26 protein-coding genes are annotated in these 23,357 nt (G+C 69.1%); 16 read left to right on the top strand and 10 right to left on the bottom strand.

The window, feature by feature from the left end; genetic code table 11:
• Positions 1-65: 65 nt before the first annotated feature.
• The 5 genes from ACFFJC_RS18185 to ACFFJC_RS18165 all read right to left on the bottom strand — a co-directional run bounded on the left by ACFFJC_RS18185 (position 66) and on the right by ACFFJC_RS18165 (position 6,853).
• Complete coding sequence (locus ACFFJC_RS18185) at positions 66-353, bottom strand: hypothetical protein (RefSeq protein ID WP_379488807.1); 288 nt, start codon at positions 351-353, stop codon at positions 66-68.
• Between the two features lie 164 nt (positions 354-517).
• A complete protein-coding gene (ald, locus tag ACFFJC_RS18180; RefSeq protein ID WP_379488806.1) occupies positions 518-1,633 on the bottom strand; it encodes an alanine dehydrogenase in 1,116 nt (371 codons plus the stop codon).
• Between the two features lie 115 nt (positions 1,634-1,748).
• On the bottom strand, positions 1,749-3,509 hold the full coding sequence (locus ACFFJC_RS18175; RefSeq protein ID WP_379488805.1) for a cation:proton antiporter domain-containing protein: 1,761 nt from the start codon (positions 3,507-3,509) through the stop codon (positions 1,749-1,751).
• A gap of 285 nt (positions 3,510-3,794) precedes the next feature.
• A complete protein-coding gene (locus ACFFJC_RS18170) occupies positions 3,795-6,203 on the bottom strand; it encodes a DNA translocase FtsK (RefSeq protein ID WP_379488804.1) in 2,409 nt (802 codons plus the stop codon).
• A gap of 29 nt (positions 6,204-6,232) precedes the next feature.
• Positions 6,233-6,853 (bottom strand): thiamine phosphate synthase, encoded by a 621-nt coding sequence (locus tag ACFFJC_RS18165; protein WP_379488803.1) that lies wholly within the window; start codon positions 6,851-6,853, stop codon positions 6,233-6,235.
• On the opposite strand from ACFFJC_RS18165, the gene ACFFJC_RS18160 reads away from it, so the two are divergent.
• Both ACFFJC_RS18160 and ACFFJC_RS18155 read left to right on the top strand, forming a co-directional pair.
• Positions 6,852-7,514, top strand: a complete 663-nt coding sequence (locus ACFFJC_RS18160) for a YggS family pyridoxal phosphate-dependent enzyme (RefSeq protein ID WP_379488802.1) — start codon at positions 6,852-6,854, stop codon at positions 7,512-7,514. The genes ACFFJC_RS18165 and ACFFJC_RS18160 overlap by 2 nt on opposite strands.
• Positions 7,515-7,527: 13 nt before the next feature.
• Positions 7,528-8,073: a sugar O-acetyltransferase gene (locus ACFFJC_RS18155; protein ID WP_379488801.1), complete on the top strand. Its 546-nt coding sequence runs from the start codon at positions 7,528-7,530 to the stop codon at positions 8,071-8,073.
• 115 nt (positions 8,074-8,188) lie between these two features.
• Here ACFFJC_RS18155 and pyk read toward each other — a convergent pair whose 3' ends face one another.
• Positions 8,189-9,676: a pyruvate kinase gene (gene pyk, locus ACFFJC_RS18150; RefSeq protein WP_379488818.1), complete on the bottom strand. Its 1,488-nt coding sequence runs from the start codon at positions 9,674-9,676 to the stop codon at positions 8,189-8,191.
• A gap of 97 nt (positions 9,677-9,773) precedes the next feature.
• On the opposite strand from pyk, the gene ACFFJC_RS18145 reads away from it, so the two are divergent.
• Both ACFFJC_RS18145 and ACFFJC_RS18140 read left to right on the top strand, forming a co-directional pair.
• A complete protein-coding gene (locus ACFFJC_RS18145) occupies positions 9,774-10,076 on the top strand; it encodes a DUF1244 domain-containing protein (protein ID WP_379488800.1) in 303 nt (100 codons plus the stop codon).
• A 179-nt stretch (positions 10,077-10,255) separates the two neighbouring features.
• Positions 10,256-10,492, top strand: a complete 237-nt coding sequence (locus tag ACFFJC_RS18140; protein ID WP_086492369.1) for a DUF2312 domain-containing protein — start codon at positions 10,256-10,258, stop codon at positions 10,490-10,492.
• A gap of 50 nt (positions 10,493-10,542) precedes the next feature.
• Here the strand turns inward: ACFFJC_RS18140 and ACFFJC_RS18135 are convergent, their stop codons facing one another.
• The gene (locus ACFFJC_RS18135) at positions 10,543-11,262 is read right to left on the bottom strand and encodes a CPBP family glutamic-type intramembrane protease (protein WP_379488799.1); all 720 of its coding nucleotides are present in this window, start codon (positions 11,260-11,262) and stop codon (positions 10,543-10,545) included.
• 202 nt (positions 11,263-11,464) lie between these two features.
• On the opposite strand from ACFFJC_RS18135, the gene ACFFJC_RS18130 reads away from it, so the two are divergent.
• On the top strand, positions 11,465-12,208 hold the full coding sequence (locus ACFFJC_RS18130) for a YebC/PmpR family DNA-binding transcriptional regulator (protein ID WP_379488798.1): 744 nt from the start codon (positions 11,465-11,467) through the stop codon (positions 12,206-12,208).
• A 52-nt stretch (positions 12,209-12,260) separates the two neighbouring features.
• Positions 12,261-12,737: a crossover junction endodeoxyribonuclease RuvC gene (ruvC, locus tag ACFFJC_RS18125; RefSeq protein WP_379488797.1), complete on the top strand. Its 477-nt coding sequence runs from the start codon at positions 12,261-12,263 to the stop codon at positions 12,735-12,737.
• 51 nt (positions 12,738-12,788) lie between these two features.
• Here ruvC and ACFFJC_RS18120 read toward each other — a convergent pair whose 3' ends face one another.
• Positions 12,789-13,175 carry a VOC family protein gene (locus tag ACFFJC_RS18120; RefSeq protein WP_379488796.1) on the bottom strand — a complete coding sequence of 129 codons (387 nt, stop codon included), beginning with the start codon at positions 13,173-13,175 and terminating at the stop codon, positions 12,789-12,791.
• A 177-nt stretch (positions 13,176-13,352) separates the two neighbouring features.
• Between ACFFJC_RS18120 and ACFFJC_RS18115 the strand changes: the two genes are divergently transcribed.
• The 10 genes from ACFFJC_RS18115 (at position 13,353) to dut (ending at position 22,272) form a co-directional block, all read left to right on the top strand.
• Positions 13,353-14,024, top strand: coding sequence for a glutathione S-transferase family protein (locus tag ACFFJC_RS18115; RefSeq protein WP_379488795.1), 672 nt, complete (start codon positions 13,353-13,355; stop codon positions 14,022-14,024).
• Between the two features lie 187 nt (positions 14,025-14,211).
• Complete coding sequence (locus tag ACFFJC_RS18110) at positions 14,212-15,261, top strand: ribonucleotide-diphosphate reductase subunit beta (RefSeq protein WP_379488794.1); 1,050 nt, start codon at positions 14,212-14,214, stop codon at positions 15,259-15,261.
• 548 nt (positions 15,262-15,809) lie between these two features.
• Complete coding sequence (locus ACFFJC_RS18105) at positions 15,810-16,205, top strand: hypothetical protein (protein ID WP_379488793.1); 396 nt, start codon at positions 15,810-15,812, stop codon at positions 16,203-16,205.
• A gap of 67 nt (positions 16,206-16,272) precedes the next feature.
• Positions 16,273-16,701: an MAPEG family protein gene (locus ACFFJC_RS18100; RefSeq protein ID WP_379488792.1), complete on the top strand. Its 429-nt coding sequence runs from the start codon at positions 16,273-16,275 to the stop codon at positions 16,699-16,701.
• Positions 16,698-16,937, top strand: a complete 240-nt coding sequence (locus ACFFJC_RS18095) for a DUF1294 domain-containing protein (RefSeq protein ID WP_379488791.1) — start codon at positions 16,698-16,700, stop codon at positions 16,935-16,937. Before ACFFJC_RS18100 ends, ACFFJC_RS18095 begins: the two co-directional genes overlap by 4 nt.
• A 108-nt stretch (positions 16,938-17,045) precedes the next feature.
• Entirely contained in the window at positions 17,046-17,777 is a 732-nt protein-coding gene (locus ACFFJC_RS18090; RefSeq protein WP_379488790.1) for a class I SAM-dependent methyltransferase, read from the top strand.
• Positions 17,778-17,784: 7 nt separating this feature from the next.
• The gene (gene ubiB / locus ACFFJC_RS18085) at positions 17,785-19,362 is read left to right on the top strand and encodes a 2-polyprenylphenol 6-hydroxylase (RefSeq protein WP_379488789.1); all 1,578 of its coding nucleotides are present in this window, start codon (positions 17,785-17,787) and stop codon (positions 19,360-19,362) included.
• Positions 19,329-20,543, top strand: a complete 1,215-nt coding sequence (locus ACFFJC_RS18080; RefSeq protein WP_379488788.1) for a hypothetical protein — start codon at positions 19,329-19,331, stop codon at positions 20,541-20,543. Before ubiB ends, ACFFJC_RS18080 begins: the two co-directional genes overlap by 34 nt.
• Before the next feature lie 36 nt (positions 20,544-20,579).
• The gene (gene coaBC, locus ACFFJC_RS18075) at positions 20,580-21,818 is read left to right on the top strand and encodes a bifunctional phosphopantothenoylcysteine decarboxylase/phosphopantothenate--cysteine ligase CoaBC (protein WP_379488787.1); all 1,239 of its coding nucleotides are present in this window, start codon (positions 20,580-20,582) and stop codon (positions 21,816-21,818) included.
• Positions 21,802-22,272, top strand: coding sequence for a dUTP diphosphatase (dut, locus tag ACFFJC_RS18070; protein ID WP_379488786.1), 471 nt, complete (start codon positions 21,802-21,804; stop codon positions 22,270-22,272). The genes coaBC and dut overlap by 17 nt, the downstream gene beginning before the upstream one ends.
• Positions 22,273-22,301: 29 nt before the next feature.
• On the opposite strand, the gene ACFFJC_RS18065 is transcribed toward dut, so the two are convergent.
• Both ACFFJC_RS18065 and ACFFJC_RS18060 read right to left on the bottom strand, forming a co-directional pair.
• A complete protein-coding gene (locus ACFFJC_RS18065; RefSeq protein ID WP_379488785.1) occupies positions 22,302-22,499 on the bottom strand; it encodes a hypothetical protein in 198 nt (65 codons plus the stop codon).
• A gap of 152 nt (positions 22,500-22,651) precedes the next feature.
• A complete protein-coding gene (locus ACFFJC_RS18060) occupies positions 22,652-23,293 on the bottom strand; it encodes a DUF4136 domain-containing protein (RefSeq protein ID WP_379488784.1) in 642 nt (213 codons plus the stop codon).
• Positions 23,294-23,357: the final 64 nt, after the last annotated feature.

The raw sequence follows: 23,357 nt of genomic DNA, 5'->3' as shown, positions 1-23,357 counted from the left end.
CGCCGCGCCTCTGGGCCTTCGACAGGCTCAGGCTGAGCGGGTTCGGAAGGTCTGACTTTTGGTGGTCAGCAGTCGTCTACGCCTTTCGAAAGCTGTAACAAGACGCGCTCGTACTCGCGCAACGCCGCCAATTTCCGAATGCGATGATAGCGAAATAGTACGCCGAGTAGGACCAATGGCGACTCTGCAAGCAGGAAAAGCAGCCAGACTGATGGCACTTCCGTCGTTTCAACCAAACCACGGAAATCGGCCCAGATCAGATACGCTAGCGACCCAACCGCGACAAAACCACCCATTGCAAAACAAAGCAGTTCGGACGCACAGGGCGGCACTAACGGGCGCACAAAGTTCATGCCCGAACTATAATCTGGACACCCGCGCTGACAATGCTGAAGCGCAGCACGAAATTACCATTACGACCGCAATAGGGCGATAGCGCTCAAGCCAGCCGCACGGGATCGCAACCACACCCGTTGCTGGTGTGGCGCGCTGCTGGAGCCTTGCGTCCTCGGATTGCTCAGCCCAGCACGTCTGCCACGGGCACGTAGTCGTAACCCAGTTCGCGGGCGACGGCTTCGTAGGTGATCCGGCCGGCGTGGACGTTCAGCCCGTTGGCAAGGTGAGGGTCGGCCTTCAGCGCCGCCTGCCAGCCGTTGTTGGCGATCTCCAGCGCGTGCGGCAGCGTCACGTTGTTGAGTGCGTAAGTGCTGGTGCGGGCGACGGCGCCCGGCATGTTCGCCACGCAGTAGTGGACGATGCCGTCGACGGTGAAGGTGGGTTCCTCGTGTGTGGTCGGGCGGCTCGTCTCGAAGCAGCCGCCCTGGTCGATCGCGACGTCGACCAGCACCGCGCCAGGCTTCATGCACGAGAGCATCTCGCGGGTGACGAGCTTGGGTGCGGCGGCGCCGGGGACCAGCACCGCGCCAATCACCAGTTCGGCCTCGCACAGCATCTGGCGGATGTTGCTGGAGTTGGCGAAGCGCGTCTTGGCGCGGCTCTCGAAGTGGATGCCGAGGCGTTCGAGCACTTCGGGGCTGCGGTCGAGGATGGTGACGTCGGCGCCGAGGCCCACCGCCATCTGCGCCGCGTTGAAGCCGACGACGCCGCCGCCGAGCACCATCACGCGGCCGGGCAGCACGCCGGGAACGCCGCCCAGCAGCACGCCGCGCCCGCCGTGCGCCTTCTCCAGCGCGGTCGCGCCCGCCTGGATCGACATCCGCCCCGCCACCTGGCTCATCGGCTTGAGCAGCGGCAACGAGCCGCCCGGCCCGGTGACGGTCTCGTAGGCGATGGCAGTGACGCCGGATTTCACGAGGTCGGCGGTCTGCTCGGGATCGGGCGCCAGGTGGAGGTAGGTGTAGAGGATCTGGCCTTCGCGCAGCATCGCGCGCTCGGCGGCCTGCGGCTCCTTGACCTTCACAACCATCTCGCAGCCCGCGAAGACCTCGGCGGCGGTCTCGACCAGCCTTGCGCCGGCGCGCGCATAGTCCTCGTCCGAAGCGCCGATGCCGAGCCCGGCGCCCGCCTCGACCCACACGTTGTGGCCGTGGGCGACGAGCTCGCGGGCACTCTCGGGCGTCAGGCCGACGCGGTATTCGTGGTTCTTGATTTCCTTGACGGTGCCGACGCGCATCTTGCCTCTCCCTTGGCCTGACGGGCCCAAGATGGAGATACGGCCGAGCCTCCGCAATGTTTCAGGGCGGGTCTGCCGTCAGCAGCCTCCGCGATGTTTCAGGGCGGCTCCGCCGTCAGGTTTCGCGCCGGCCCCGGGGGCGCTGCGTGATGATGCGGTCGCGCGCGGTCTTGAGGTCGCCGGATTCGTACTGGAGTGAAAGGCGCTCCTTGTCGCGGCCGCGGTAGTGGCTCTCCGCCCGGTCGATGTCGGACAGCGAAACGCCAAGGCCCTTGAGTGCCCGGCGGGCCAGCACCACGGCCGATTCCATCACCTCGCGCGCCATCGAGCTGACCGGCGCGTCCTTGAGCCGCAGCAGCGCGCGGCGGTCGAACACCCGCGCGTGGACGGTCGCGTCCGGGAAGGCGGTATGCACCGCTTCCAGGAAGGGGACGGTGAGCTGGTCCCCGTCGATGCAGAAGACGATCAGCTCCGCCTCTGCCGCCCCCGCCTGCCGCAGCAGGTCGATGCGGGTGCCGTCGCCGAAGTAGACCTTGGCGCCGAAGTCCCCGGCGATATCGATCATCTCGATGTCGGTGTCGATCAGCGTCACCTCGATGTCGGCCGCGATCAGCATCTGCGCGACCGTCTGGCCGAAGCGGCCGTAGCCCACGATGATCGCGTTGGCACCGTCGTCCTGCGGCGCGTCGCGCTCCTCCTGCCGGGCGGGGCGCTCGCGGATGCCGCGCGTCGCCATCATCAGGAACGGCGTCGTCACCATCGAGAGCGTGACGATGGCGCTGAACAGGCTGGCCGCCTCGGTGCTGACGAGCATCGCATTGCTCGCCTGCGCGAAGAGCACGAAGGCGAACTCGCCGCCCTGGCTCAGCAGCAGCCCCAGCGCCAGCGCGCTGCGCCATTCCATGCGGAAGGCAAGGCCGAGGAGGAAGATGATGCCGGACTTCACCGCGATCAGGGCCAGCGCCATCGCGATCACGAACAGCGGGCGCTCGGCAATGGCGGAGAGGTCGAGCAGCATGCCCACCGACATGAAGAACAGGCCGAGCAGCACGGCACGGAACGGCTCGACATCGGCTTCCAGTTCGTGGCGGTAGGGGCTGTCCGCCAGCATGACGCCGGCGATGAAGGCGCCGAGCGCGGTGGAGAGGCCGAGCGCCTGCATCAGCGCACCGGAAGCCATCACCGTGAACAGCGCGGCGAAGACGAACATCTCGCGCTCGCCCAGGTTGCCGATCAGGCGGAACAGCGGACGAATGGCGAAGCGCCCCGCCAGGATGAGCCCGACGATGGCGGCGACCGTCTCCAGGCCGAGGATCCAGCCCGGCGGTCCGGAGGGCACCGCAGGATTGCGGTTCATGGCGGCGATGATGGTGATCAGCGGGATGATCGAGAGATCCTGGAACAGCAGGACGGCGAACGACCGCTCGCCGAAGGGCGTGTGCAGGCGCCCGGCGCTCTGGAGCATCGGCAGCACCTGCGCGGTCGAGGAGAGGCCCAGCGGCAGCCCCAGCGCGAGCGAGGCCTCCAGGCTGAAGCCGGTGAACAGGTAGATCACCGCGGTGACCGCAAGGCCGCACAGCGTCACCTGCAACAGGCCCAGCCCGAAGATCTCGTGACGCATCCGCCACAGCCGCGTGGGCGCAAGCTCCAGCCCGACGATGAACAGCAGCAGCGTGATCCCCAGCTCGGCGATGCCCATCTTGCTCTCGGGATCGCCGACGAGGTCGAGCGCGAACGGACCGAGGACCGCTCCGGTCAGGATGAACCCAAGGGTGGCGCCCAGGCCCAGGCGCCGGAACAGCAGCACGAAGCCCAGGGCCGTGCCCAGCAACAGGAATCCGTCGCGCAGCAGGAAGGCTTGGGCATGTTCTTCCATCGGTACCTTCCGGAAAAGAGGCAATCGGTAGCGGCTCAAGGCGCTTCTTAGAGGCGCTGACCGCGTTGACCAACCTTCATTGGCTCTCGCGCGGGCGGTGAAGCCTCAGTCGCAGCGCGGCAGGACCCCGCGGCAGACATAGGGCAGGATCTTGCCGTCCTTGGTCTCCGAGGCGACGCGCGAAATCGCGCCGGCGGCCGCGGGTGGTCGCCAGCGTGTCCGGTCCCGCCGCGGCGGGAGCGACCAAGTAGACAGCCAGCGCACCGAGGCACGCCGCGCGCCGCGTCACAGCGGGTTGCCGTTCTCGTCGCGGTAGATGTCGCGGCGGCCGACGTGGTTGGCGGGGCCGACGAAGCCGTCCTGCTCCATGCGCTCCACCCACTTGGCCGCCGTGTTGTAGCCCACGCCCATCTGGCGCTGCAGCCACGAGACCGAGACCTTCTGGTTCTCGAACACCAGCTGGCACACCTGCCGGTACTTGCGCTCGTCCGGGGCGTCGGACGCGGTGGCGTCGAGGTCGTCGAAGCCGAAGCTGCCTTCCTCGGGCTCGTTGGTGACGGCATCGACGTAGTCGGGCTTGCCCTGCGAGCGCCAGTAGGTGGCGACGTGCTCCACCTCCTCGTCCGAGACGAAGGGGCCGTGGACGCGCTTGATCGGGTCGGAACTGGGCTTGTAGAGCATGTCGCCCTTGCCCAGCAGCTGCTCGGCGCCCTGTTCGCCCAGGATCGTGCGGCTGTCGATGCGGCTGGTCACGGCAAAGGACACGCGCGTCGGCAGGTTGGCCTTGATGACGCCGGTGATGACGTCGACCGAAGGGCGCTGCGTCGCCATGATGAGGTGGATGCCCGCCGCGCGGCTCTTCTGCGAGAGGCGCTGGATGAGCACCTCGATCTCCTTGCCGACGGTGACCATGAGGTCGGCCAGCTCGTCGACGATGAGGACGATCTGGGGCAGCACCTCGTAGTCGAGCTGACGGTCCTCGTAGAGTTCCTCGCCGGTGTCGGGATCGAAGCCGATCTGGATGCGGCGGCCCAGCGGCTTGCCCTTGGCGGCGGCGGTGCGCACCTTCTCGTTGAAGCTGGCGAGGTTGCGGACGGAGATCTCGCTCATCTGGCGATAGCGACGCTCCATCTCCTCGACCGCCCACTTGAGGGCGCGAATCGCCTTGGGGGGTTCGGTGACCACCGGCGAGAGCAGGTGCGGGATGTCGTCGTAGCTCTTGAGTTCCAGCACCTTGGGATCGACGAGGATCAGGCGGCACTGCGCCGGCGTCAGGCGATAGAGCAGCGACAGCAGGATCGCGTTGAGGCCCACCGACTTGCCCGAGCCCGTCGTACCCGCGACCAGCAGGTGCGGCATGGTCGCGAGGTCGGCGACCACGGGTTCGCCCGCGATGTCCTTGCCCAGGATGATCGGCAGCATGCCCTTGTGGTGCGCGAAGGCCTCGGACGCGACCATCTCCTTGAAGGAGACCATCTGCCGGTCGGCGTTGGGCAGTTCGATGCCCATCACCGTGCGGCCGGGGATCGAGGACACGCGCGCCGAGATCGCGCTCATGTTGCGGGCGATGTCGTCGGCGAGGCCGATCACGCGGCTGGCCTTGATGCCGGGCGCGGGTTCCAATTCGTACATGGTGACCACCGGCCCGGTCCGCACCGCGGTAATCTCGCCCTTGACGTTGAAATCGTCGAGCACGGTTTCCAGCAGGCGCGCGTTGCGCTCCAGGCTGAGCTTGTCGATCTTGGGCTGCGAGTTGGGCGGCGGATCGGCGAGAAGGTCGAGCGAAGGCAGTTCGTACTTGTCGAACATGTCCTTCTGCCGGCTGCCGGTGCCGAACTGGGCGGGCGTGGGGGCCGCCTTCGGGTCCACGATCTCGGGCGCCTTGCGCGGCTGCGCGGCGGTGGGGGCGGCCGGGGCTTCGGCGATGCGCGGCGGCGCCTTCGCCTCCGGCGCGTCGCCGTTCCGTTCGGGAGCCCTGTCGGCGCCCTTGCCCTTGCCGAGCGTGAAGGGAAGGTCCGCCGGCGCCGGCAGGGCGGCGGGCAGCCGGCCGATGCGTCCCGGCAGCGTGAGCAGGCGCGCCCAGTCCAGCGCGAAGACGCGGCCGGCGAGCACCACCCCTGCGCCAAGGCAGACGAGGGCGAGGGCCAGCGTGATCCAGTTCCGGACCGGCTCGGGCGAGAGGCCCGCCAGCCCCGTCACCGCCTTCGCCCCGAGGAGACCGGAGATCCCGCCCATCGAGGCCGGCAGGGTCCCGCCCGGCTTGGTGAACCACAGCGAGAGCACGGTCGCGATCAGCAGCATCGCCAGCGCCAGCACCCCGAACGGCGTCCACCAGCGCTGCCGCGAATGCTCCACCTCGCTGTCCTCCTCTTCGGCGAGGAGCCACATCTTGCGGCCGAGGACATAGAGCAGCGGCACGAACAGCGCGGAGACCGGTCCGAACATCACGAGAGCGCTGTCCGCCACCCAGGCGCCGAGCGGGCCCATCCAGTTCCGCACGTCGCCACCCGCCGCGGTAGAGGCGGAGGGGTCGGTCTGGTGATAGCTCACCAGCGCGAGGGCGAGGAACACCATGGCCCCGAACAGCACGACGGCGCCGGACAGTTCGCCGGCGCGGCGCAGCGAGCGCTTGAGGACGGCGCGCCAGTCCGGCTTGGCGATTCGCCTGCCGGGCGCGAGGGGGCGGGTGGCCATTGCGAGAATTCCCTTGGGTGTGGCCCCGATTATGCGGCGGGGCGGGAGTCCGCGTCAAGAATGGACCGGGAACATGGCTGTGGAGGTCGCGACTTCGGGGACAGCCCGTCAATCGCCGCCCACCGGGGGAAGCCGCGCGCACGCCGCGCCGTCATTCCGCCCAGGGCAATGGCCGGCACCTGCGCGCGCTGCGCCAGCAGCCGCCAGCGGACGGGCCCGAGACCCTCCGCCCCGGGGTGCGAGGCGGTGGCGAAGACCGGCGAGACCAGCACGGCGTCCGCCCGAGACCGATGGGCCCGGCCCAGCTCGCGCAGCGAGTGGACGGTCGCCAGTCGCAGCATGCGGGGCCCTCGCGCCAGCGTCTCGGCGGCGCCGTAGCACCCCTGCGCCTGCCAGCGCCGCGCCTGCCGGGCATCGCCGGACAGCACGACCCGGTGCCCGTATCGCCGGGCCACAGGCAGCAGCGCCCGCAGGCGCGCGCGGCGGGCCCCGGGCGCAAGGTGATAGTGCCGGTAGATCAGACCCGAGCCGCGCGGCAGCCGTGCCAGCACGGTCTCCAGCACCGCGTCGTTGCGGGCATCGCTGACGAGCCACAGGCGGGGCAGGCACGGCTGGCGGTTCTTCACCGGGACGCTATAGCAGCGCCCCATGGATCAGCCAGCCTCTCCCCTCGACACCATCCGCGGCCGCATCGCGCAGGCCGCCCGCATCGCGGGCCGCGCGCCCGAGGCGGTCGAACTCGTCGCCATTTCCAAGACGCACCCCGCCGAAGCGATCGCGCCGCTGCTGGCGGCCGGGCACCGCGTCTTCGGCGAGAACCGCGTGCAGGAAGCCCAGTCCAAGTGGCCCGCGTTGCGCGAGGCCTATCCCGAGGTGCAGCTCCACCTGGTGGGTCAGTTGCAGTCGAACAAGGCGCAGGAGGCCGTCGCCACGTTCGACTGCATCCATTCGCTCGACCGCCCCTCGCTGGTGACGGCGCTGGGCGCGGCGATGGAGAAGGCGGGGCGCCGGGTTCCCTGCTTCGTCCAGGTCAACATCGGCGAGGAGGAGCAGAAGGGTGGCTGCAGCCTGGCCGAGCTTCCCGCCCTGCTGGCGGCGGCCGCCGATGCGGGCATCCCGGTCATCGGGCTGATGTGCGTGCCGCCCGCGGGCATCGAGGCCGCACCGTTCTTCGCCCTTCTTGCCAAGCTGGCCGCCGATCACGGCCTCCATCGGTTGAGCATGGGCATGAGCGAGGATTTCGAGACGGCCGTGATGCTGGGGGCGACGCACGTGCGGGTCGGCAGCGCGCTGTTCGGCGCCCGGGGCTGAGGGCGAGACCGCGATGAGCGGCGGCGGCCAGAAGGCGCGGATGCTGGCGGGCGAGTCCTACTTCGCCTCCGATCCCGAGATCGTCGCCGACCAGCGCGCCGCGGCCGAATGGATGGCGCGCTACAACCGCACGCTCGACCCCGCCGAGCGCGAGCCTCTGCTGCGCGAGCGCTTCGCGGCGGTGGGTGACGGAGCCACGATCCGGCCGCCGTTCCACTGCGACTACGGCTTCAACATCCGCCTCGGCCGCGGCGTCTTCCTGAACTTCAACTGCGTCGTGCTCGACGTGGTGGAAGTGGTGATCGGGGATGGCACGCAGATCGGCTCGGGCGTGCAGATCCTGACCGCCGACCACCCGCGAGACCCTCTCGAGCGGGCCAGCGGCCTGGAATGGGGACGTCCGATCCGCATCGGCCGCAATGCCTGGATCGGGGCCGGCGCGCTGGTCATGCCCGGCATCAGCATCGGCGACGACGCCATCGTCGGGGCCGGCAGCGTGGTGACGCGCGACGTGCCGGCCGGGGCGACCGTGATGGGCAATCCGGCGCGGGTGCGCTGAGGCCGGCAGTGGCCGATCGCAGGGTCGGCCGCAGCGGCGGACGGCGGCGGGGATGGCGGAAGGGACGGCGCCCTGCCCGCGCCAGGCAGGTCGGGGCGCTCTCCAGGCCGGCCGGTTACTTCGGCGTGTCGAGTTCGTTGCCGGTCAGGGTGACGATGTGCAGCAGGTTGGTCGAGCCCGGCACCCCGAACGGCACGCCGGCCAGCGTCACCAGGCGCGATCCTGCGGCGCCGAACCCGTGGCGCAGGGCCATGCGCTTGCCCTTGCCGATCATCTCCTCGAAGCTGCCGATGTCCTTGGTGGTGACGCAATGGGTGCCCCACAGCAACGCCAGGCGGCGCGCGGTCATCTGCGAGGGGGTGAGCACCAGCATCGGCGCCGCCGGTCGCTCGCGCGCGACGCGCCGCGCCGAGATGCCCGATCCGGTGAAGACGATGATGCCCTCGATCGTCAGCGTGTCGGCGATCGTGGCGCAGGACGCGGAGAGCGCGTCGGCGCTGGTGGCATCCGGCGGAGTGTGGGCGATGTGGATGCGCTCGCGATAGGTCGAATCGGTTTCGACCCGGACGGCGATGCGGTCCATGATCGTCACCGCCTCGACCGGCCACTGCCCCGCCGCCGTCTCGGCCGAGAGCATCACCGCGTCGGCGCCGTCGTAGACCGCGTTGGCGACGTCGGACACTTCCGCGCGCGTGGGCGAGGGGCTGGTAATCATCGATTCCAGCATCTGCGTCGCCACCACCACCGGCTTGCCCAGGCGACGCGTCTTTTCGACGATGTGCTTCTGGATCGGCGGCACTTCCTCGGGCAGCAGTTCCACCCCCAGGTCGCCGCGGGCGACCATGATGCCGTCGGAAAGCTCGATGATCTCGTCCAGGCTCTCCACGGCCGCCGGCTTCTCGATCTTGGCCATGATCGCGCCGTGGCCGCCGGTCAGCCGCCGCGCCTCGGCGACATCCTCGGGACGCTGCACGAAGGACAGGCCGATCCAGTCTGCCTTCTGCTCCACCGCGAAGGCCAGGTCGCGGCGGTCCTTGTCGGTCAGCGCGGGCACGGGGACGATGGCATCGGGGATGTTCACGCCCTTGCGGTCCGAGATCGGGCCGCCGACTTCGGCGCTGCACAGGATGGAATCGAGGTCGGCGCGGATCACCACCAGGCGCAGCTTGCCGTCGTCGATCAGCAGGCGCTGGCCCTTCTGGAGGATGCCGAAGAGCTCGGGATGAGGCAGGCAGACGCGCTCGTCGCTGCCGGGCGCGGGATCGCGGTCCAGCGTGAAATGGGCGCCGTGACGGATGAAGGCCTTGCCCCCCTCGAAGGTGCCGACGCGCAGCTTGGGGCCCTGCAGGTCGCACAGGATCGCCACCGGCCGCTCCAGGTCCTTCTCCACCGCGCGGATGTTGGCGATGGTTTCGCGGTGGGTGTCGTGGTCGCCATGGCTCATGTTGACGCGGAAGGCATCGGCGCCGGCCTTGAGCAGCTTGGCGATCGTGTCCCGGTCACGGCTGGCCGGCCCGAGCGTCGCCAGGATCTTGACCTTGCGCTGTCGCTTGATCCCGCGATGATGGGGCGAGCGGCGGTAGGGCGTCGTGCCCGTGGGAATGGTGCTGACCAAGATTGTGGAGCCTCTTTCGGAAACGGGGCCCCATATGGCAAAGGCCGTCTGACAAACCAAGGACGATTGGCAGATTATGAGCGAGATGGACCCTCTCGATGCGCTGGACGACACGGTGGCGGCGGCGGCTTTCCGCCGGCTGGTGCGTCACCTGCAGCACCGTTCCGATGCCGAGAACATCGAATTGATGGGGCTTGCGGGCTTCTGCCGCAACTGCCTGGCCGACTGGATCCGAGATGCCGGCTTCGCGGGCGACAAGGCGCAGGCGCGCGCGGTGATACACGGGATGCCGTTCGAGGAGTGGAAGGCCAAGTACCAGGCGGAGGCCACGCCCGAGCAGCTCGCGCGCATGGAAGCGAGCCTGAAGAAGAACGCTCCCGGGCACTGATCGCGCGTGCCCGGGGCGGCGGCACCGGAGCGGCAGGGGAGCGGCAGGAATGAGGGAGGGCAGTGGCCTGCGGCAACCCTCGACGATTTCCACAGGCTTGCGCTTTGCCCGAATCCGTGGCGCCCGCTATCAGCCGCCGCCAACCTGATTCACAGCATTTGACCGGAGCACCTGACCCCATGGCCGAAACCACCGACGATCGCCTGCGCCTGCTGATCGAGCGCGTCGAGCGCCTCGAGGAGGAGAAGAAGGGCATCTCGGACGACATCCGCGATGTCTACAACGAGGCCAAGGCCGTGGGCTACGACGTCAAGATCATGCGCCAGATCGTCCGCATCCGGAAGATGAAGCCTGATGACCGGCGCGAGATGGACATGCTGCTCGACACCTACAAGACAGCGCTCGGCATCGACTGACCGACGCCCCGGGGCGGCCCCGTTGCTTCCGCTGCGGAGCGGATGGGGCGTCAGCCGCCCGCCATCGCCAGGGCCATGCTCACGCAGTTGGCCACGGCGTGCTGCAGCATCGCGGCGGGCAGCCCCAGGCGCTGGCGGGTGAAGCCGAGCAGCAGCCCCGCCCACAGCTGCGGCAGCACCATCGGCAGCGACAGCAGCGAAGTGCTCGGATAGTTCAGCAGATGCACCGCGGCGAAGAGCAGCGCCGCCGCCCAGAACAGCGCCGGATAGGTGCGGGCAAAGACGGGCGAGGGCGCGCGGCGCTTTCGCAGCCACAGCCAGCCTGCCAGCGCTGCGATCGCCAGCCCCAGCAGCAATCCCAGGAGCGCCACCGGCGCCACGGCCTTCGCCTGCCACGCCAGGACCAGGAACGCGGCGAAGCAGGCGAGCAGCCACAAGGCGCGCGGCCGCCCGCTCTGCCAGCCGCGGAAGATCACCTCCTCCAGCACCGGCGCGGCGACCAGCGTGACCGGCAGGAGCCAGCCCGCGGGCAGCTTGCCGAATGCGTCGGGCAGCGGCAGCGCGAACAGCGTCTGCCAGAAGGCGATGAGCGGCAGGATCACCAGCAGCATCGCGCCGACATGGAGCGCGGTGATGACAGCCAGCGCGCTCCAGCCTCCCGGTCGGCGCAGGCCCGCGGGACGGAGCACGGCCGGCCGCCGCAGAAACGAGGACAGGTCCCGAAGTATGGTCCTGGAGGCGGGCGGGGGCAGGTATTCCTGGGTCGGCATGCGTGCCTGCTAGACTGCACCGCTTGCCAATTCGTTGTCCAGCGGCCGCGGTGAGGAGACGCGGCCTTGCCCGCCATGAGCCGGAGCCGGGCCGCAGAGGTTGCCCTCGGGCGGGGGGCTGTTGTAAGGGCCCGCCACCTCATTCATCGGACCCGCCCCGTTCCCCAGCCGGAACCGGCGACGGGCAGGCAGCGAGCGCATCATGGCAGGCCATTCCAAATTCAAGAACATCATGCATCGCAAGGGCGCGCAGGATAAGAAGCGCTCGGCGATGTTCTCCAAGCTCAGCCGCGAAATCACCGTCGCAGCCAAGATGGGCATGCCCGATCCGGACATGAACCCGCGCCTGCGCGCCGCCGTCAACGCGGCCAAGGCGCAGTCGATGCCCAAGGACAACATCCAGCGCGCCATCGACAAGGCCAGCAAGGGCGACGCCGAGAACTACGAGGAAGTGCGGTACGAGGGCTACGGCCCGGGGGGCGTCGCGATCATCGTCGAGGCGCTGACCGACAACCGCAACCGCACCGCCACCAACGTGCGCACCGCCTTCGCCAAGAACGGCGGCAACCTGGGCGCCTCGGGCGCGGTCTCCCACGGGTTCGAGCGGCTGGGCCTCATCGAGTACCCGGGCAAGGTCGGTGACGAGGACAAGGTCCTCGAAGCCGCCATCGAGGCCGGCGCCGACGACGTCGAGAGCGACGAGGACAGCCACTCGGTGTGGACCTCGGTAGAGAACCTCCACGAAGTCGCGCGCGAGCTGGAGAAGGTCCTGGGCGAGGCCGAGGGCGTGAAGCTGGCCTGGAAGCCCAGCCTCAAGGTCGATGTCGATGCCGACACCGCCAGCACGCTGCTCAAGCTGGTCGACACGCTCGACGACGACGACGACGTGCAGACCGTCTGGGGAAACTACGAGATCTCGGACGAGGTCATGGAGAAGCTCTCCTGATCCTCTCCGTCCCGGGGGCGGGGTCCGATACCCGCCCGGCGGGGTGGACGGCGTGATCATCATCGGCCTCGACCCCGGCCTGACCTGCACCGGCTGGGGCGTGGTCGCCAAGAGCGGCAGCCGGCTCAGCCACGTCGCCAACGGGCAGATCCGCACCGACGCCAAGGCCGGCATGGCCGAGCGGCTGGTGGAGCTCGATGCCGCGCTGACCGACGTGATCCTCCACCACCGGCCGGACAGCGGCGCGGTGGAAGAGGTCTTCGTCAACGTGAACCCGCAGTCCACGCTCAAGCTGGGTCAGGCGCGCGGTGTCGCCATGCTCAGCCTGGCACGGGCGGGGATGCCGGTGGCCGAGTATTCGACCAAGGTGGTGAAGAAGGCGGTGGTCGGAACCGGCGGGGCGGCGAAGGCGCAGGTCCAGGCCATGCTCCAGGTGCTGCTGCCGGGCGTGCGGCTCGCCGGCGAGGATGCGGCCGACGCGCTGGCGGTGGCGATCACCCATGCCAACATGCTCGGAAGCCACCGCTAGCACGCCCTTAGCGCGGCGTTAGCGCGCCCCTAACGCGACGGTAGCGCCGCGTCAGCCCATGGCAAGGCCGTGGTAGACGGCAATCTTGTTGCCGTCGGGATCGCGCAAGTAGGCCCCATAGGCACCCCGGGCCTGGGGCTTGGGCTCCGGATCGCCCTCGCTCGAGCCCCCGTTGGCCAGCCCCGCTGCATGCCAGGCGTCGACCGCATCCTGGCTGGACGCCTCGAAGATGATGGTCCCCCCGTTCGCGTGCGTCGTCGGCTGCCCGTCGCGTGCGGGGCCGAGCAGGAACTTCACCCCGCCCAGGTCCCACATCACGATCGGATAGCCCTCCGGCGTCGTGCTGCCCGCGACACCCAGCGTACCGAAGGTGGCGTCGTAGAAGGCGCGGGTCCGTGCAAGGTCGTTCGACCCCAGGCGGATGGACTTGAGCAGCATGGTTTCCTCTCCCTCTTCCCTTTGCGGCGGCAGACTGTCGAGGCGGGCGGGGAGGGTCAATCACCAGAGGCGCGCAGCCGCGATATGTGCGCGGACGGACAGGGTGCCGACTTATCCACGCGAATCCCGCGGCGGCGAAATGGACGCTGCCCCGCGGCTTTGGCATGCGGATTGCCCATGTGGCACATCTACCAGTTCCCGCTCTGCCCCTTCAGCCGCAAGGTCCGGCTGCTCATGGCCGAGAAGGGCATCGCCTATGAACTGCAGACCGCCCGCCCGTGGGAAGGGGAGGATCGCCTCTTCGCGATGAACCCGGCGGGGCGCACCCCGGTCATCCGCGAAACCGAAAAGGGCGTCGTGCTGTCCGACAGCCGTGCCATTTGCGAGTTCCTCGAAGAGACGGTGGACCGCAATCCGCTGATCAGCGGCACCGCCCAGCAGCGCGCCGAGATCCGCCGCCTGATCGCGATGTTCGACGAGAACTTCTTCCACGACGTCTCCGGCCCGCTGCTGCTGGAGCGCATGAAGAAGCGGCTGGTGCTGCGCCAGTCGCCCGACGCCAAGGCGCTGCGCGAATCGATGAAGCTGGCGCACGACTATCTCGACTACATCGACTACCTGATCGACAACCGGCCGTGGTTGGCCGGTGCGACGATGACGCTGGCCGACCTTGCCGCCGCCGCGCAGCTTTCGGTGGCGGACTACCTCGGCGGGCTCGACTGGTCGACGCACGAGCAGGCGCGCGCCTGGTACCTGGTGATGAAGTCGCGCCCTTCGTTCCGGCCGCTGCTGAGCGAGCGGATGGAGGTGATCCAGCCGCCCAGCCACTACGCCGAGGTGGACGCCTGAGTCGCCGGCGCGACACCACCGCTTGGGGCTGCGCATTTCGCTTGCCCCTATATGTACCTGTGCAAAGTTTGATTCTCGCCCTCGATTCAGACGCCGTCTTCACTATCTCTGGTGTCTCCGCCTGAGCGCGCGCCAGTGATGGAGGCGCCGGCGACACCCGATTCAGCTGTGCACCGGAGCCGCCCCCATGCCCCTTCTCGAAGCCCGCAAGACCTACAAGCCCTTCGAATATCCCTGGGCCTACGACTTCTGGAAGACGCAGCAGCAGATCCACTGGCTGCCCGAGGAAGTGCCGCTGGGCGAGGACTGCCGCGACTGGGCGCAGAACATCTCGGAGCATGAGCGCAACCTGCTCACCCAGATCTTCCGCTTCTTCACCCAGGCCGACGTGGAAGTGCAGGACTGCTACCACGAGAAGTACGCGCGCGTCTTCAAGCCGACCGAGATCAAGATGATGCTCACCGCCTTCTCCAACATGGAGACGGTGCACATCGCGGCCTACTCGCACCTGCTCGACACCATCGGCATGCCGGAAAGCGAATACGGCATGTTCCTCGAGTACGAGGAACTGAAGGCCAAGCACGACTACCTGCAGAAGTTCGGCGTCGACAACGACGAGGACATCGCGCGCACGCTCGCCATGTTCGGCGGCTTCACCGAGGGTGTGCAGCTCTTCGCCAGCTTCGCGATGCTGATGAATTTCCCGCGCTTCAACAAGATGAAGGGCATGGGCCAGATCGTCAGCTGGTCGGTGCGCGACGAATCGCTTCACTGCGAAGGCATCACCCGCCTGTTCCACGCCTTCGTGCACGAGCGCGGCTGCCTCACGAAGGCGGTGAAGGACGACATCGCCGACCAGTGCCAGACCACGGTCCGCCTGGAAGACGCCTTCATCGACCTCGCCTTCGAGATGGGGCCGGTCCCCGGCATGACGGCCAAGGACATCAAGCGCTACATCCGCTACATCGCCGACTGGCGCCTGGGCCAGCTCGGCCTCAAGCCGATCTACCTCATCGAGGACCACCCGCTGCCGTGGCTCCAGCCGCTGCTCAACGGCGTGGAGCATGCCAACTTCTTCGAGACCCGCGCCACCGAGTACTCCAAGGGCGCGACCCGCGGCGACTGGAACACCGTCTGGGCCAACTTCGACGCGCGCCGCAAGGTCAAGGCCAACGACGAGGGCGTCACCGACGACGGCAGCGAGCCGGGGCTGTTCGGGGATGTCGCCGCGGAGTAAGCATTTCGGTGCTGAGTTGATCTTTTCGGATCTGCCGTCTGAAGAGGGCATTCTCCTGTCGAACATCAAGCCGAGTATCATAGCTAAGATCGAGGACGGCGTTCTATGCGACCCAAGGGATATGCTGGCTCCTGGTTTGCCGATTGGAACGGTGAGCGCCTTCCGTGCATCCACCGTCACGCTCTCGATGGCCGACACTATTTAGACCCTAAGGTGGACGATCGTGGCAAATGGCCTAAGTTCATCGCAGCAATTCAGGATGGCAAGAAGGTCATTGAGACGACTAGCCATCCAAAGTTGCCAGGCAGTGATTTTCGACGGAGGAGCGGATATTGCGCAGTGTGGCGAGTGGAGAATGTTACGGTAGCGGAAGGTCGGCTAGAGTTTGATTTGGCGGAAATGCTTCACTCGTTTACCAGTGAATAGCCCGCTTATGATCTTTCGCGTCTGATTGAAGTTCGCGAGCCAGTTCGCAACTCGCTGTTTGACATGAAACCGCATGCTCGCACGCGCATTTCTCCAGCATTGCCGCTTCCGGAGAACAGGCCATGCCTCGCACGCGCATCCTCCTGACCCTTGCCACCGTCGCATTCGCCACGCCCGCCTTCGCGCAGGAGACCGCATCCGCGCCCGTCGCTGCGGACAGCACGGCGGGCAAGCGCGCGCTGCTGGAGGAAGACGTCGTCACGGTGCGCAACGTCACCCGGCCCGAACTCGTCTACGGAATCGCCATCGTCGATGATGACGGAAAGCCGGTCGGCACGGTGGAGCGGCTTGCGGGCAACGACGTGATCGTCGGCGACGGCACCTCCGAGTACCGCATCCCGTTCACCCAGATCTACGCCTTCAGCAAGGACGGCGCCGATCACTACGCCAGCCGCTTGCCCAAGGCGAAGCTCAAGCCCATGCGCCCGCGCAAGAAGAAGGCGCGCACGGGGTACTGAGGCGGACGGCTTGCCCGGCGCGCACCGCCCGGGCATGGTCGTGTCCGATTGATAGGGGAGAGCCACGATGTCCACCAACCCGACCTTGATCTTCCTGCCGATGCTGGCCGTGGTCGCGCTGACCTTCGTCGCCTTCCTGCGGATGGCGGCGGCGCGCGGCGCGGCGGTGAAGGCCGGGCACGACCCCGCCTACTACCGCGCGCACCTGGGGGAGCCCGAGCCCGAAGGCGCCCGCGCGGCGGTGCGGCACTACGACAACCTGTTCGAGCTGCCGACGCTGTTCTACGCTGCCTGCATCACGGCCTTCTCGCTGGCGGCGGTCGGCCGCTGGACGCTGATCTTCGCGTGGGGGTACGTGGCGGCGCGGGTGGTGCAGAGCCTCGTCCACATGACCTACAACAACCCCGCGCACCGCGGCGGCGCCTTCGTGCTCGGCATCGTCTTCATGCTGGCGCTGTGGCTCAACCTCGCCATCTCGATCTTCGCACGGGTGTGAGCCCCGCCACCGGCGGGCTGCTGGCGCTGGCGTCCGTCAACCTGGTCGCCTTCGCCGCATTCGGCATCGACAAGGCACGCGCCCGAAGCCGCGGCGCGCGCATCGCCGAGTCGCGCCTGCTGCTGCTGGCGCTGGCTGGCGGCACCGCGGGTGCCTATGCCGGGCGGAGAGCCTTCCGGCACAAGACGCGCAAGCAGCCCTTCGCGGCGCGGCTGCACGCCATCGCAGCGGTGTAGGCGGCGGCAATCGCCGGCGTGGCCTGGCTTCTGCGCTGAGGTCCGCGCCGGGGCGCCGGGCAAAACTTCGGTGGCGCGCCCGCCCGCGGGCGGTTAGAGGACTGGGCCATGAGCGATACCGTTTCCTTCGGCTACGAGGACGTGGCCCCCGAGGAGAAGGAGGGCCGCGTCGGCGCCGTCTTCTCGTCCGTCGCGCGCAAGTACGACATCATGAACGACGCCATGTCCGGCGGCATGCATCGGCTGTGGAAGGACAAGTTCGTGCGTCGGGTGAAGCCGCGCGAGGGCGAGCAGATCCTCGACATGGCCGGCGGCACGGGGGACATCGCCTTCCGCATGGAGCGCGCCGGCGCCCGCATTACCGTCTCGGACATCAACCAGGACATGCTCGACGTCGGGATCGAGCGCGCGATGGAACGCGGCATCGACACCCTCGTCTGGTCGCGCCAGAATGCCGAGGAGCTGACCTTCCCCGATCGCTTCTTCGATGCCTACACCATCGCCTTCGGCATCCGCAACGTGACGCATATCGACAAGGCGCTTGCCGAGGCGCACCGCGTGCTCAAGTACGGCGGCCGCTTCTACTGCCTGGAATTCTCCACCACCGAATGGCCGGGCTTCAAGGACATCTACGACGCCTATTCACACAAGCTCGTCCCGAAGATCGGCTCGATGATTGCCGGGGACGCGGAGTCGTACCGCTATCTCGTCGAATCGATCCGTCGCTTCCCGCCGATGCCGGAGTTCGAGGCGATGATCCGCACGGCCGGGTTCCGGCACACCCGGGTCGAGCCGATCATGGGTGGGCTGGTGGCGATCCACTCGGGCTGGAAGGTCTGACGCCAAGGTGACGTCGACCGCCACGCACATCGCGCGCCTGCTCAAGTGGGGCCGCGTCCTCGCGCGCCACGGAGCCCTGCGCGGGATCGAGAGCGACCGCAACGCCCCGGCACCGGTCAAGCGCCTGTGCCGCATCGCCCGTTTCGGCGCGCGCCAGCCAGCCGAGCCGGACTACGCAGGGGCCTTCCAGGAGATCGGTCCGGCCGCCATCAAGCTGGGCCAGGCGCTCGCCACGCGCCCGGATCTCGTGGGCGAAGGCCCCGCGCGCAATCTCCTGACGCTGCAGGACAGCCTGCCGCCGGTGCCCTTCGCGCAGATCCGCACGTTCATCGAGGACAGCTTCGGCCGCCCGGTGGAGGCGTTGTTCGCCTCGATCGAGGAGGAGCCGGTCGGCGCGGCTTCGATCGCGCAGGTCCACCGGGCGGTCACCCAGGATGGGCGCACCGTGGCGGTCAAGGTGCTGCGCCCCGGCATCCGCGAACAGTTCAACCGCGACGTCGAGACTTACGAGTGGGCCGCCGCGCATCTGGAAGCCCTGGGCGGGGAGGCGACGCGCCTGCGCCCGCGGGCGGTGATCGCCAACCTCAAGCGCTGGACCGTGCGCGAGTTCGACCTGCGGCGCGAAGCGGCCTCCGCCTCCGAGCTCGCCGATGCCATGAAGGGGGTCGACGACTACCGCGTCCCCGACATCGACTGGGACCGCACCAGCGGCTCGGTGCTCACCGTCGAGTGGATCGACGGCATCAAGATGAGCAATCTGGCGGCCTTGCGCGAAGCCGGGCACGACCTGCCGGCGCTGGCGCGACGGCTGGTGCTGACGTTCCTCACCCAAGCGATCTCCTGCGGCTTCTTCCATGCCGACATGCACCAGGGCAACCTGTTCGTGCAGGGCGGGCCGGGGCGCGAGAGCACCATCGTTGCCATCGACTTCGGCATCATGGGCCGCATCAACCGGCAGGCGCGGCTGTGGCTGGCGGAGATCCTCTACGGGCTCACCACCGGCAATTACCGCCGGGTGGCCGAGATCCACTTCGAAGCGCAGTACGTCCCCAGCTATCACACGGTGGAGGAGTTCGCCACGGCGCTGCGCGCGGTGGGCGAGCCGATGCGCGGCAAGCCGGTGTCCGAACTCTCGGTCGGGCAGATGCTCGACGGCCTGTTCGCGATCACGCGCGACTTCGACATGGCGGTGCAGCCGCACCTGCTGCTGCTGCAGAAGACCATGGTCATGGTCGAGGGGCTGGCGACCGCACTCGACCCGCAGATCAACATGTGGGACGTCTCCGCCCCGTTCGTGAGGGGCTGGATCCGCGACGAGCTGGGGCCCGAGGCGGTCATCGTCGATCGCGTGCGGCAGGACGTGGACACGCTGCTGCGCCTGCCGGCGCTGGTGCGCCGGATCGAGGAGCGCTTCCCGCCCAAGGGCGGCGCGCCCGAGCAGGCGCCGCTCCCCGAAGTGGAGCTGGTATGGGCGCGCCGGCGCGCGCGTAAACGCCGCGGTAACCCGTGGGGGGGCTATGTGGCCGCCGCGATCCTCGGGGGTGCTGCGGCGTGGGCCTTGACCTACTGGACGATCCTGGGCTGAGCGGGCCCGCCCGAGCGACGGCGTCGAGCGCCCGCGGCGACGGGCGCTTCGCCCGCTGGTCGCCCTGGCGCGCGCGCCTGGTGCTGGGGATGCTGGCGGCGCTGCTCGTCGCCGCCATGATCGTGCCGACCGGCAAGCCCGGGAGCCGCTCGCCCTGGTCTGGTGCGGTGGAGGGGCCGGTCGACGCCGCCGGCCGCGCCGTCGCCGCCCCGGGCCAGCCGCATGACGAGGACATCGCGCTCTACGAGGCGGCGATCGCGCGCATCGCCCGGGGCGAGCACTACTACGACTTCATCGTCGCCGAGCAGCGGGCGAGCGACTACCCGGTGAACCCCGGGATCGCGGTGCGCCTGCCGACCCTGGCCTGGATCGACGCCCGGCTGGGCGAGACGGGGCAGCTCGTCGCCGCCATCGCGCTCATGCTGGCGATCATCGCCACCTGGTGGCAGCGGCTGGGCGAATGGCCGGAAGACCGCGGCCGGCTCCGGCGCGTCGGGACGGCGCTGGTCTTCGTCGGCGCCTCGCTGGGGCTCAACCGGCACTACTTCCCGCTCCACGAACTCTGGGCCGGGGGGCTGATCGCCTGGTCCTTCGGCCTCCATCGCATCGGGCAGGACGGGCACGGCGGCCGCTGGCGGGCGTCCTTCCTGGTGGCAGCGCTGGCGCTGGCGATCCGCGAGCTCGCGCTGCCCTACGTGCTGCTGATGGCCACCTTCGCGCTGTGGCACCGCAACCGGCGCGAGGCCGCGGCGTGGCTCGTGCTGGCGGTGCTGTTCGCCGCCGGCCTCGGCTGGCACCTCGCGCTGATCGCGCGCGACGTGCTGCCCGGCGATCCGCACGGGCCCCCCTGGCTGGTCCTGCGGGGGATGGCCGGCTGGCTGGCCAACGTCGTCCAGTCGAGCAACCTGCGCTGGCTGCCGCACTTCCTGGCCGGTCCTGCCGTGGTGCTGATGACCTTCGGCTGGCTCGGCTGGCGGAGCCGCTCGGGCCTGTTCGGGTTCCTGCTCTGCGCCGGCTACGGCGTGGCATTCATGATCGCGGGGCGTTGGGACAACTTCTACTGGGGCGCGATGATCGCGCCGGCCCTGTTCCCCGGGATCGTCTTCGCCCCGCGTGCGGTGGGGCAGCTGGTGGCCGCGGCGCGCATCCCGGGAGTGGCCGGCGCGCGCCCTGCAAACTGATTGCGCCCGCCTCCGCGCTGTTGCACAAGCCCGGTCATGAACGGACCCCGGATCCTGCTGGTCGTGGGCGGCGGCATCGCCGCGTACAAGTCCTGCGAACTCGTCCGCACCATCCGCAAGGAGGGCGGCTCGGTCACTTGCGTGCTGACCGAGGGTGGGGCGCGCTTCGTGACGCCGATGACCCTGGCCGCGCTCTCGGAGAACCCGGTCCACACCACGCTGTGGGACCTCAGGAACGAGGCCGAGATGGGCCACATCCAGCTGAGCCGCGAGGCGGACCTCGTGGTCGTCTGCCCCGCGACCGCGGACCTGCTGGCGAAGATGGCGGCGGGCATGGCGGACGATCTGGCCACCACGCTGCTGCTGGCGACCGACAAGCCGGTGCTCGCGGTCCCGGCGATGAACGTGCGCATGTGGCAGCACGCCGCCACCGGGCGCAACGTCCGGCTGCTGCGGGACTCCGGCATCGACGTGCTGGAACCCGACGAGGGCCCGATGGCCTGCGGCGAGTACGGCCCCGGCCGCTTGCCCGAACCCGCGGCGATCTGGCGCCACATCGCCGCCAAGCTCGGCCACCCGCCGCATGCCGTCAAGCCCGACACGGGGGCTGGTTCCGGCATGCCCCCGGCGGGCTCGCTTCGCGGCCGCCATGTGCTGGTGACCGCCGGGCCGACCCACGAGCCGATCGACCCGGTTCGCTACATCGCCAATCGCTCGTCCGGCAAGCAGGGCTTCGCGATCGCGGCGGCGGCGGCCCAGGCGGGCGCCCGCGTGACCCTCGTGGCCGGTCCGGTCCACCTTGCCACCCCCGCGGGCGTCGAGCGCGTCGACGTCGAGACGGCGCGCGAGATGGCCGCGGCGGTGGAGGCCGCCTTGCCTGCCGACATCGCGGTGATGGTCGCGGCCGTCGCCGACTGGCGCGTGGCGGACGCGGCCGGCCAGAAGCTCAAGAAGCAGGGCGGCGGCGTGCCCGCGCTGGCGCTGGCGGAGAACCCCGACATCCTGGCGGGGCTCGCCTCGGGCCCGCGTCGCCCCCAGCTGGTGGTCGGCTTCGCCGCGGAGACGCAGGACGTGATCCGCTACGCCCAGGAAAAGCGCCTGCGCAAGCATGCCGACTGGATCGTGGCGAACGACGTCTCCGGCGACGTCATGGGGGGCGACCTCAACGCCGTCCACATCGTGCGTGCCGACGACGTGATCTCCCTCCCCGAAATGCCCAAGGAGGACGTCGCGCGCGCCCTCGTCGAAAGGTTCGCCGATGCATTCCCCCGCTGAAGTACCCGTCCTGGTCAAGATCCTGCCGCACGGGGAAGGGCTGGATCTGCCGGCCTATGCCACGGACGGCGCTGCGGGCATGGATGCGGTCTCCGCCGAGGACGTGACGCTTGCGCCCGGTGCGCGCCAGGCGGTGGCGACGGGGCTTGCCGTCGCCATCCCCCCGGGCTTCGAGATTCAGGTCCGCCCGCGTTCGGGCCTCGCGCTCAAGCACGGCATCACGGTGCCGAACACGCCGGGCACGATCGATTCGGACTATCGGGGAGAGCTGAAGGTGATCCTCATCAACCACGGCGCCGAGCCCTTCGCCATTCGCCGCGGCGACCGCATCGCGCAGCTGGTGCTGGCGCCGGTGACGCGCGCGACCTGGCTGAAGGTGGAAGAGCTGGAGGCCACCGCGCGCGGAGAGGGCGGGTTCGGCTCTACCGGCGGGGTCGTCGCGCTGGGGAACTGAGCGCAACGCGGCTTGCGGCCGCGCCCGCGTCATTCCGGATCGTCGGCCTCGATGCGGCGTCGGCTGCGGTCCCGGCGCCCGCGATGCCACTTGAGCCCGTACCAGCCCGCCCCGCCGAGCCCCCCGATCATCGCCGCACCCTTGGCCAGCGTCCCGAAGGCGGTGCTCAGCGCGCCCACGGTCACGCCCCAGAAGAGCTGCGACATGATGGCCATGAAGGTGTTCATCGTTCCGCAGCTCCCCTCAGGGTTCCGGCGACCATCGCGGCCGACCCAAGGGACGTCCCGGAGGCAAATGAAGCGGGCCCGCAATGTTTCAGCGGACCCGCTCCTCGGTGTCTCCCACTCTATGCAGGGGGGAGTCCGTCAATAACCTGTGGTCACTTCTTCTCCGGCGCGACAGTAATGCGCACCGTCTCGCCCGAGTTCCCCGGGAAATCGGTGAACAGGGCTTCCACGAGGTTGGGCACCAGGTACTGCAGGCGGTTGGAGCTGGAGACGGCTTCGGCCTTGCCTTCGAACAGGCGCTGGCCGTCGGCCGCACGGTCGATCTTCAGGCTGACGCCGCTGGTGTAGACGGTGTACGACTGAACGCCGTTGTCGAAGAACGGGTCGTACCAGCCATAGCGCCAGGGGCCGCCCCAACCACCGAACCGGCTGCGGCCGTAGAAGCCATAGGGACCGTACCACGGGCCCCAATAGCCGGCGCCGCCGACGCCGACACCGGTGCTGCGCACGCGCTCGCGGCCGCCGTCGACGCCGTAGTCGAAGCGCACGATCAGGGTCGCGCGGGCCGGGTCCTCCACCGGGGCATAGCCGACGCGGGCCATGCGATCACGCACGATCGTCGCATACTGCGCGAACTCGAGGCCGCCAGAGAGCTTGGGATCATCCGCGACGATGGCGAACGACTGACCCGAGGGCGCCGGCAGCTGGGACTGGAAGCGCGAGACGTCGGCCTTGAAAGGCGCCGCGCAGGCCGCGAGCGCCATGAGCAGCAAGGCAGCGGCGGCGAGCCGCATCCTGCCGAGCTGAGATCCGGAAGGGTGTTTCATCATCATTTTGCTCCACGAACCCGAAAGGCCC

Origin of the sequence: Novosphingobium soli, from assembly GCF_042432915.1 — a bacterium.
Classification (GTDB): domain Bacteria; phylum Pseudomonadota; class Alphaproteobacteria; order Sphingomonadales; family Sphingomonadaceae; genus Novosphingobium; species Novosphingobium soli.
The sequence above is the reverse complement of the archived record's forward strand: the minus strand, read 5'-3'. Positions and strand labels throughout refer to the sequence as shown.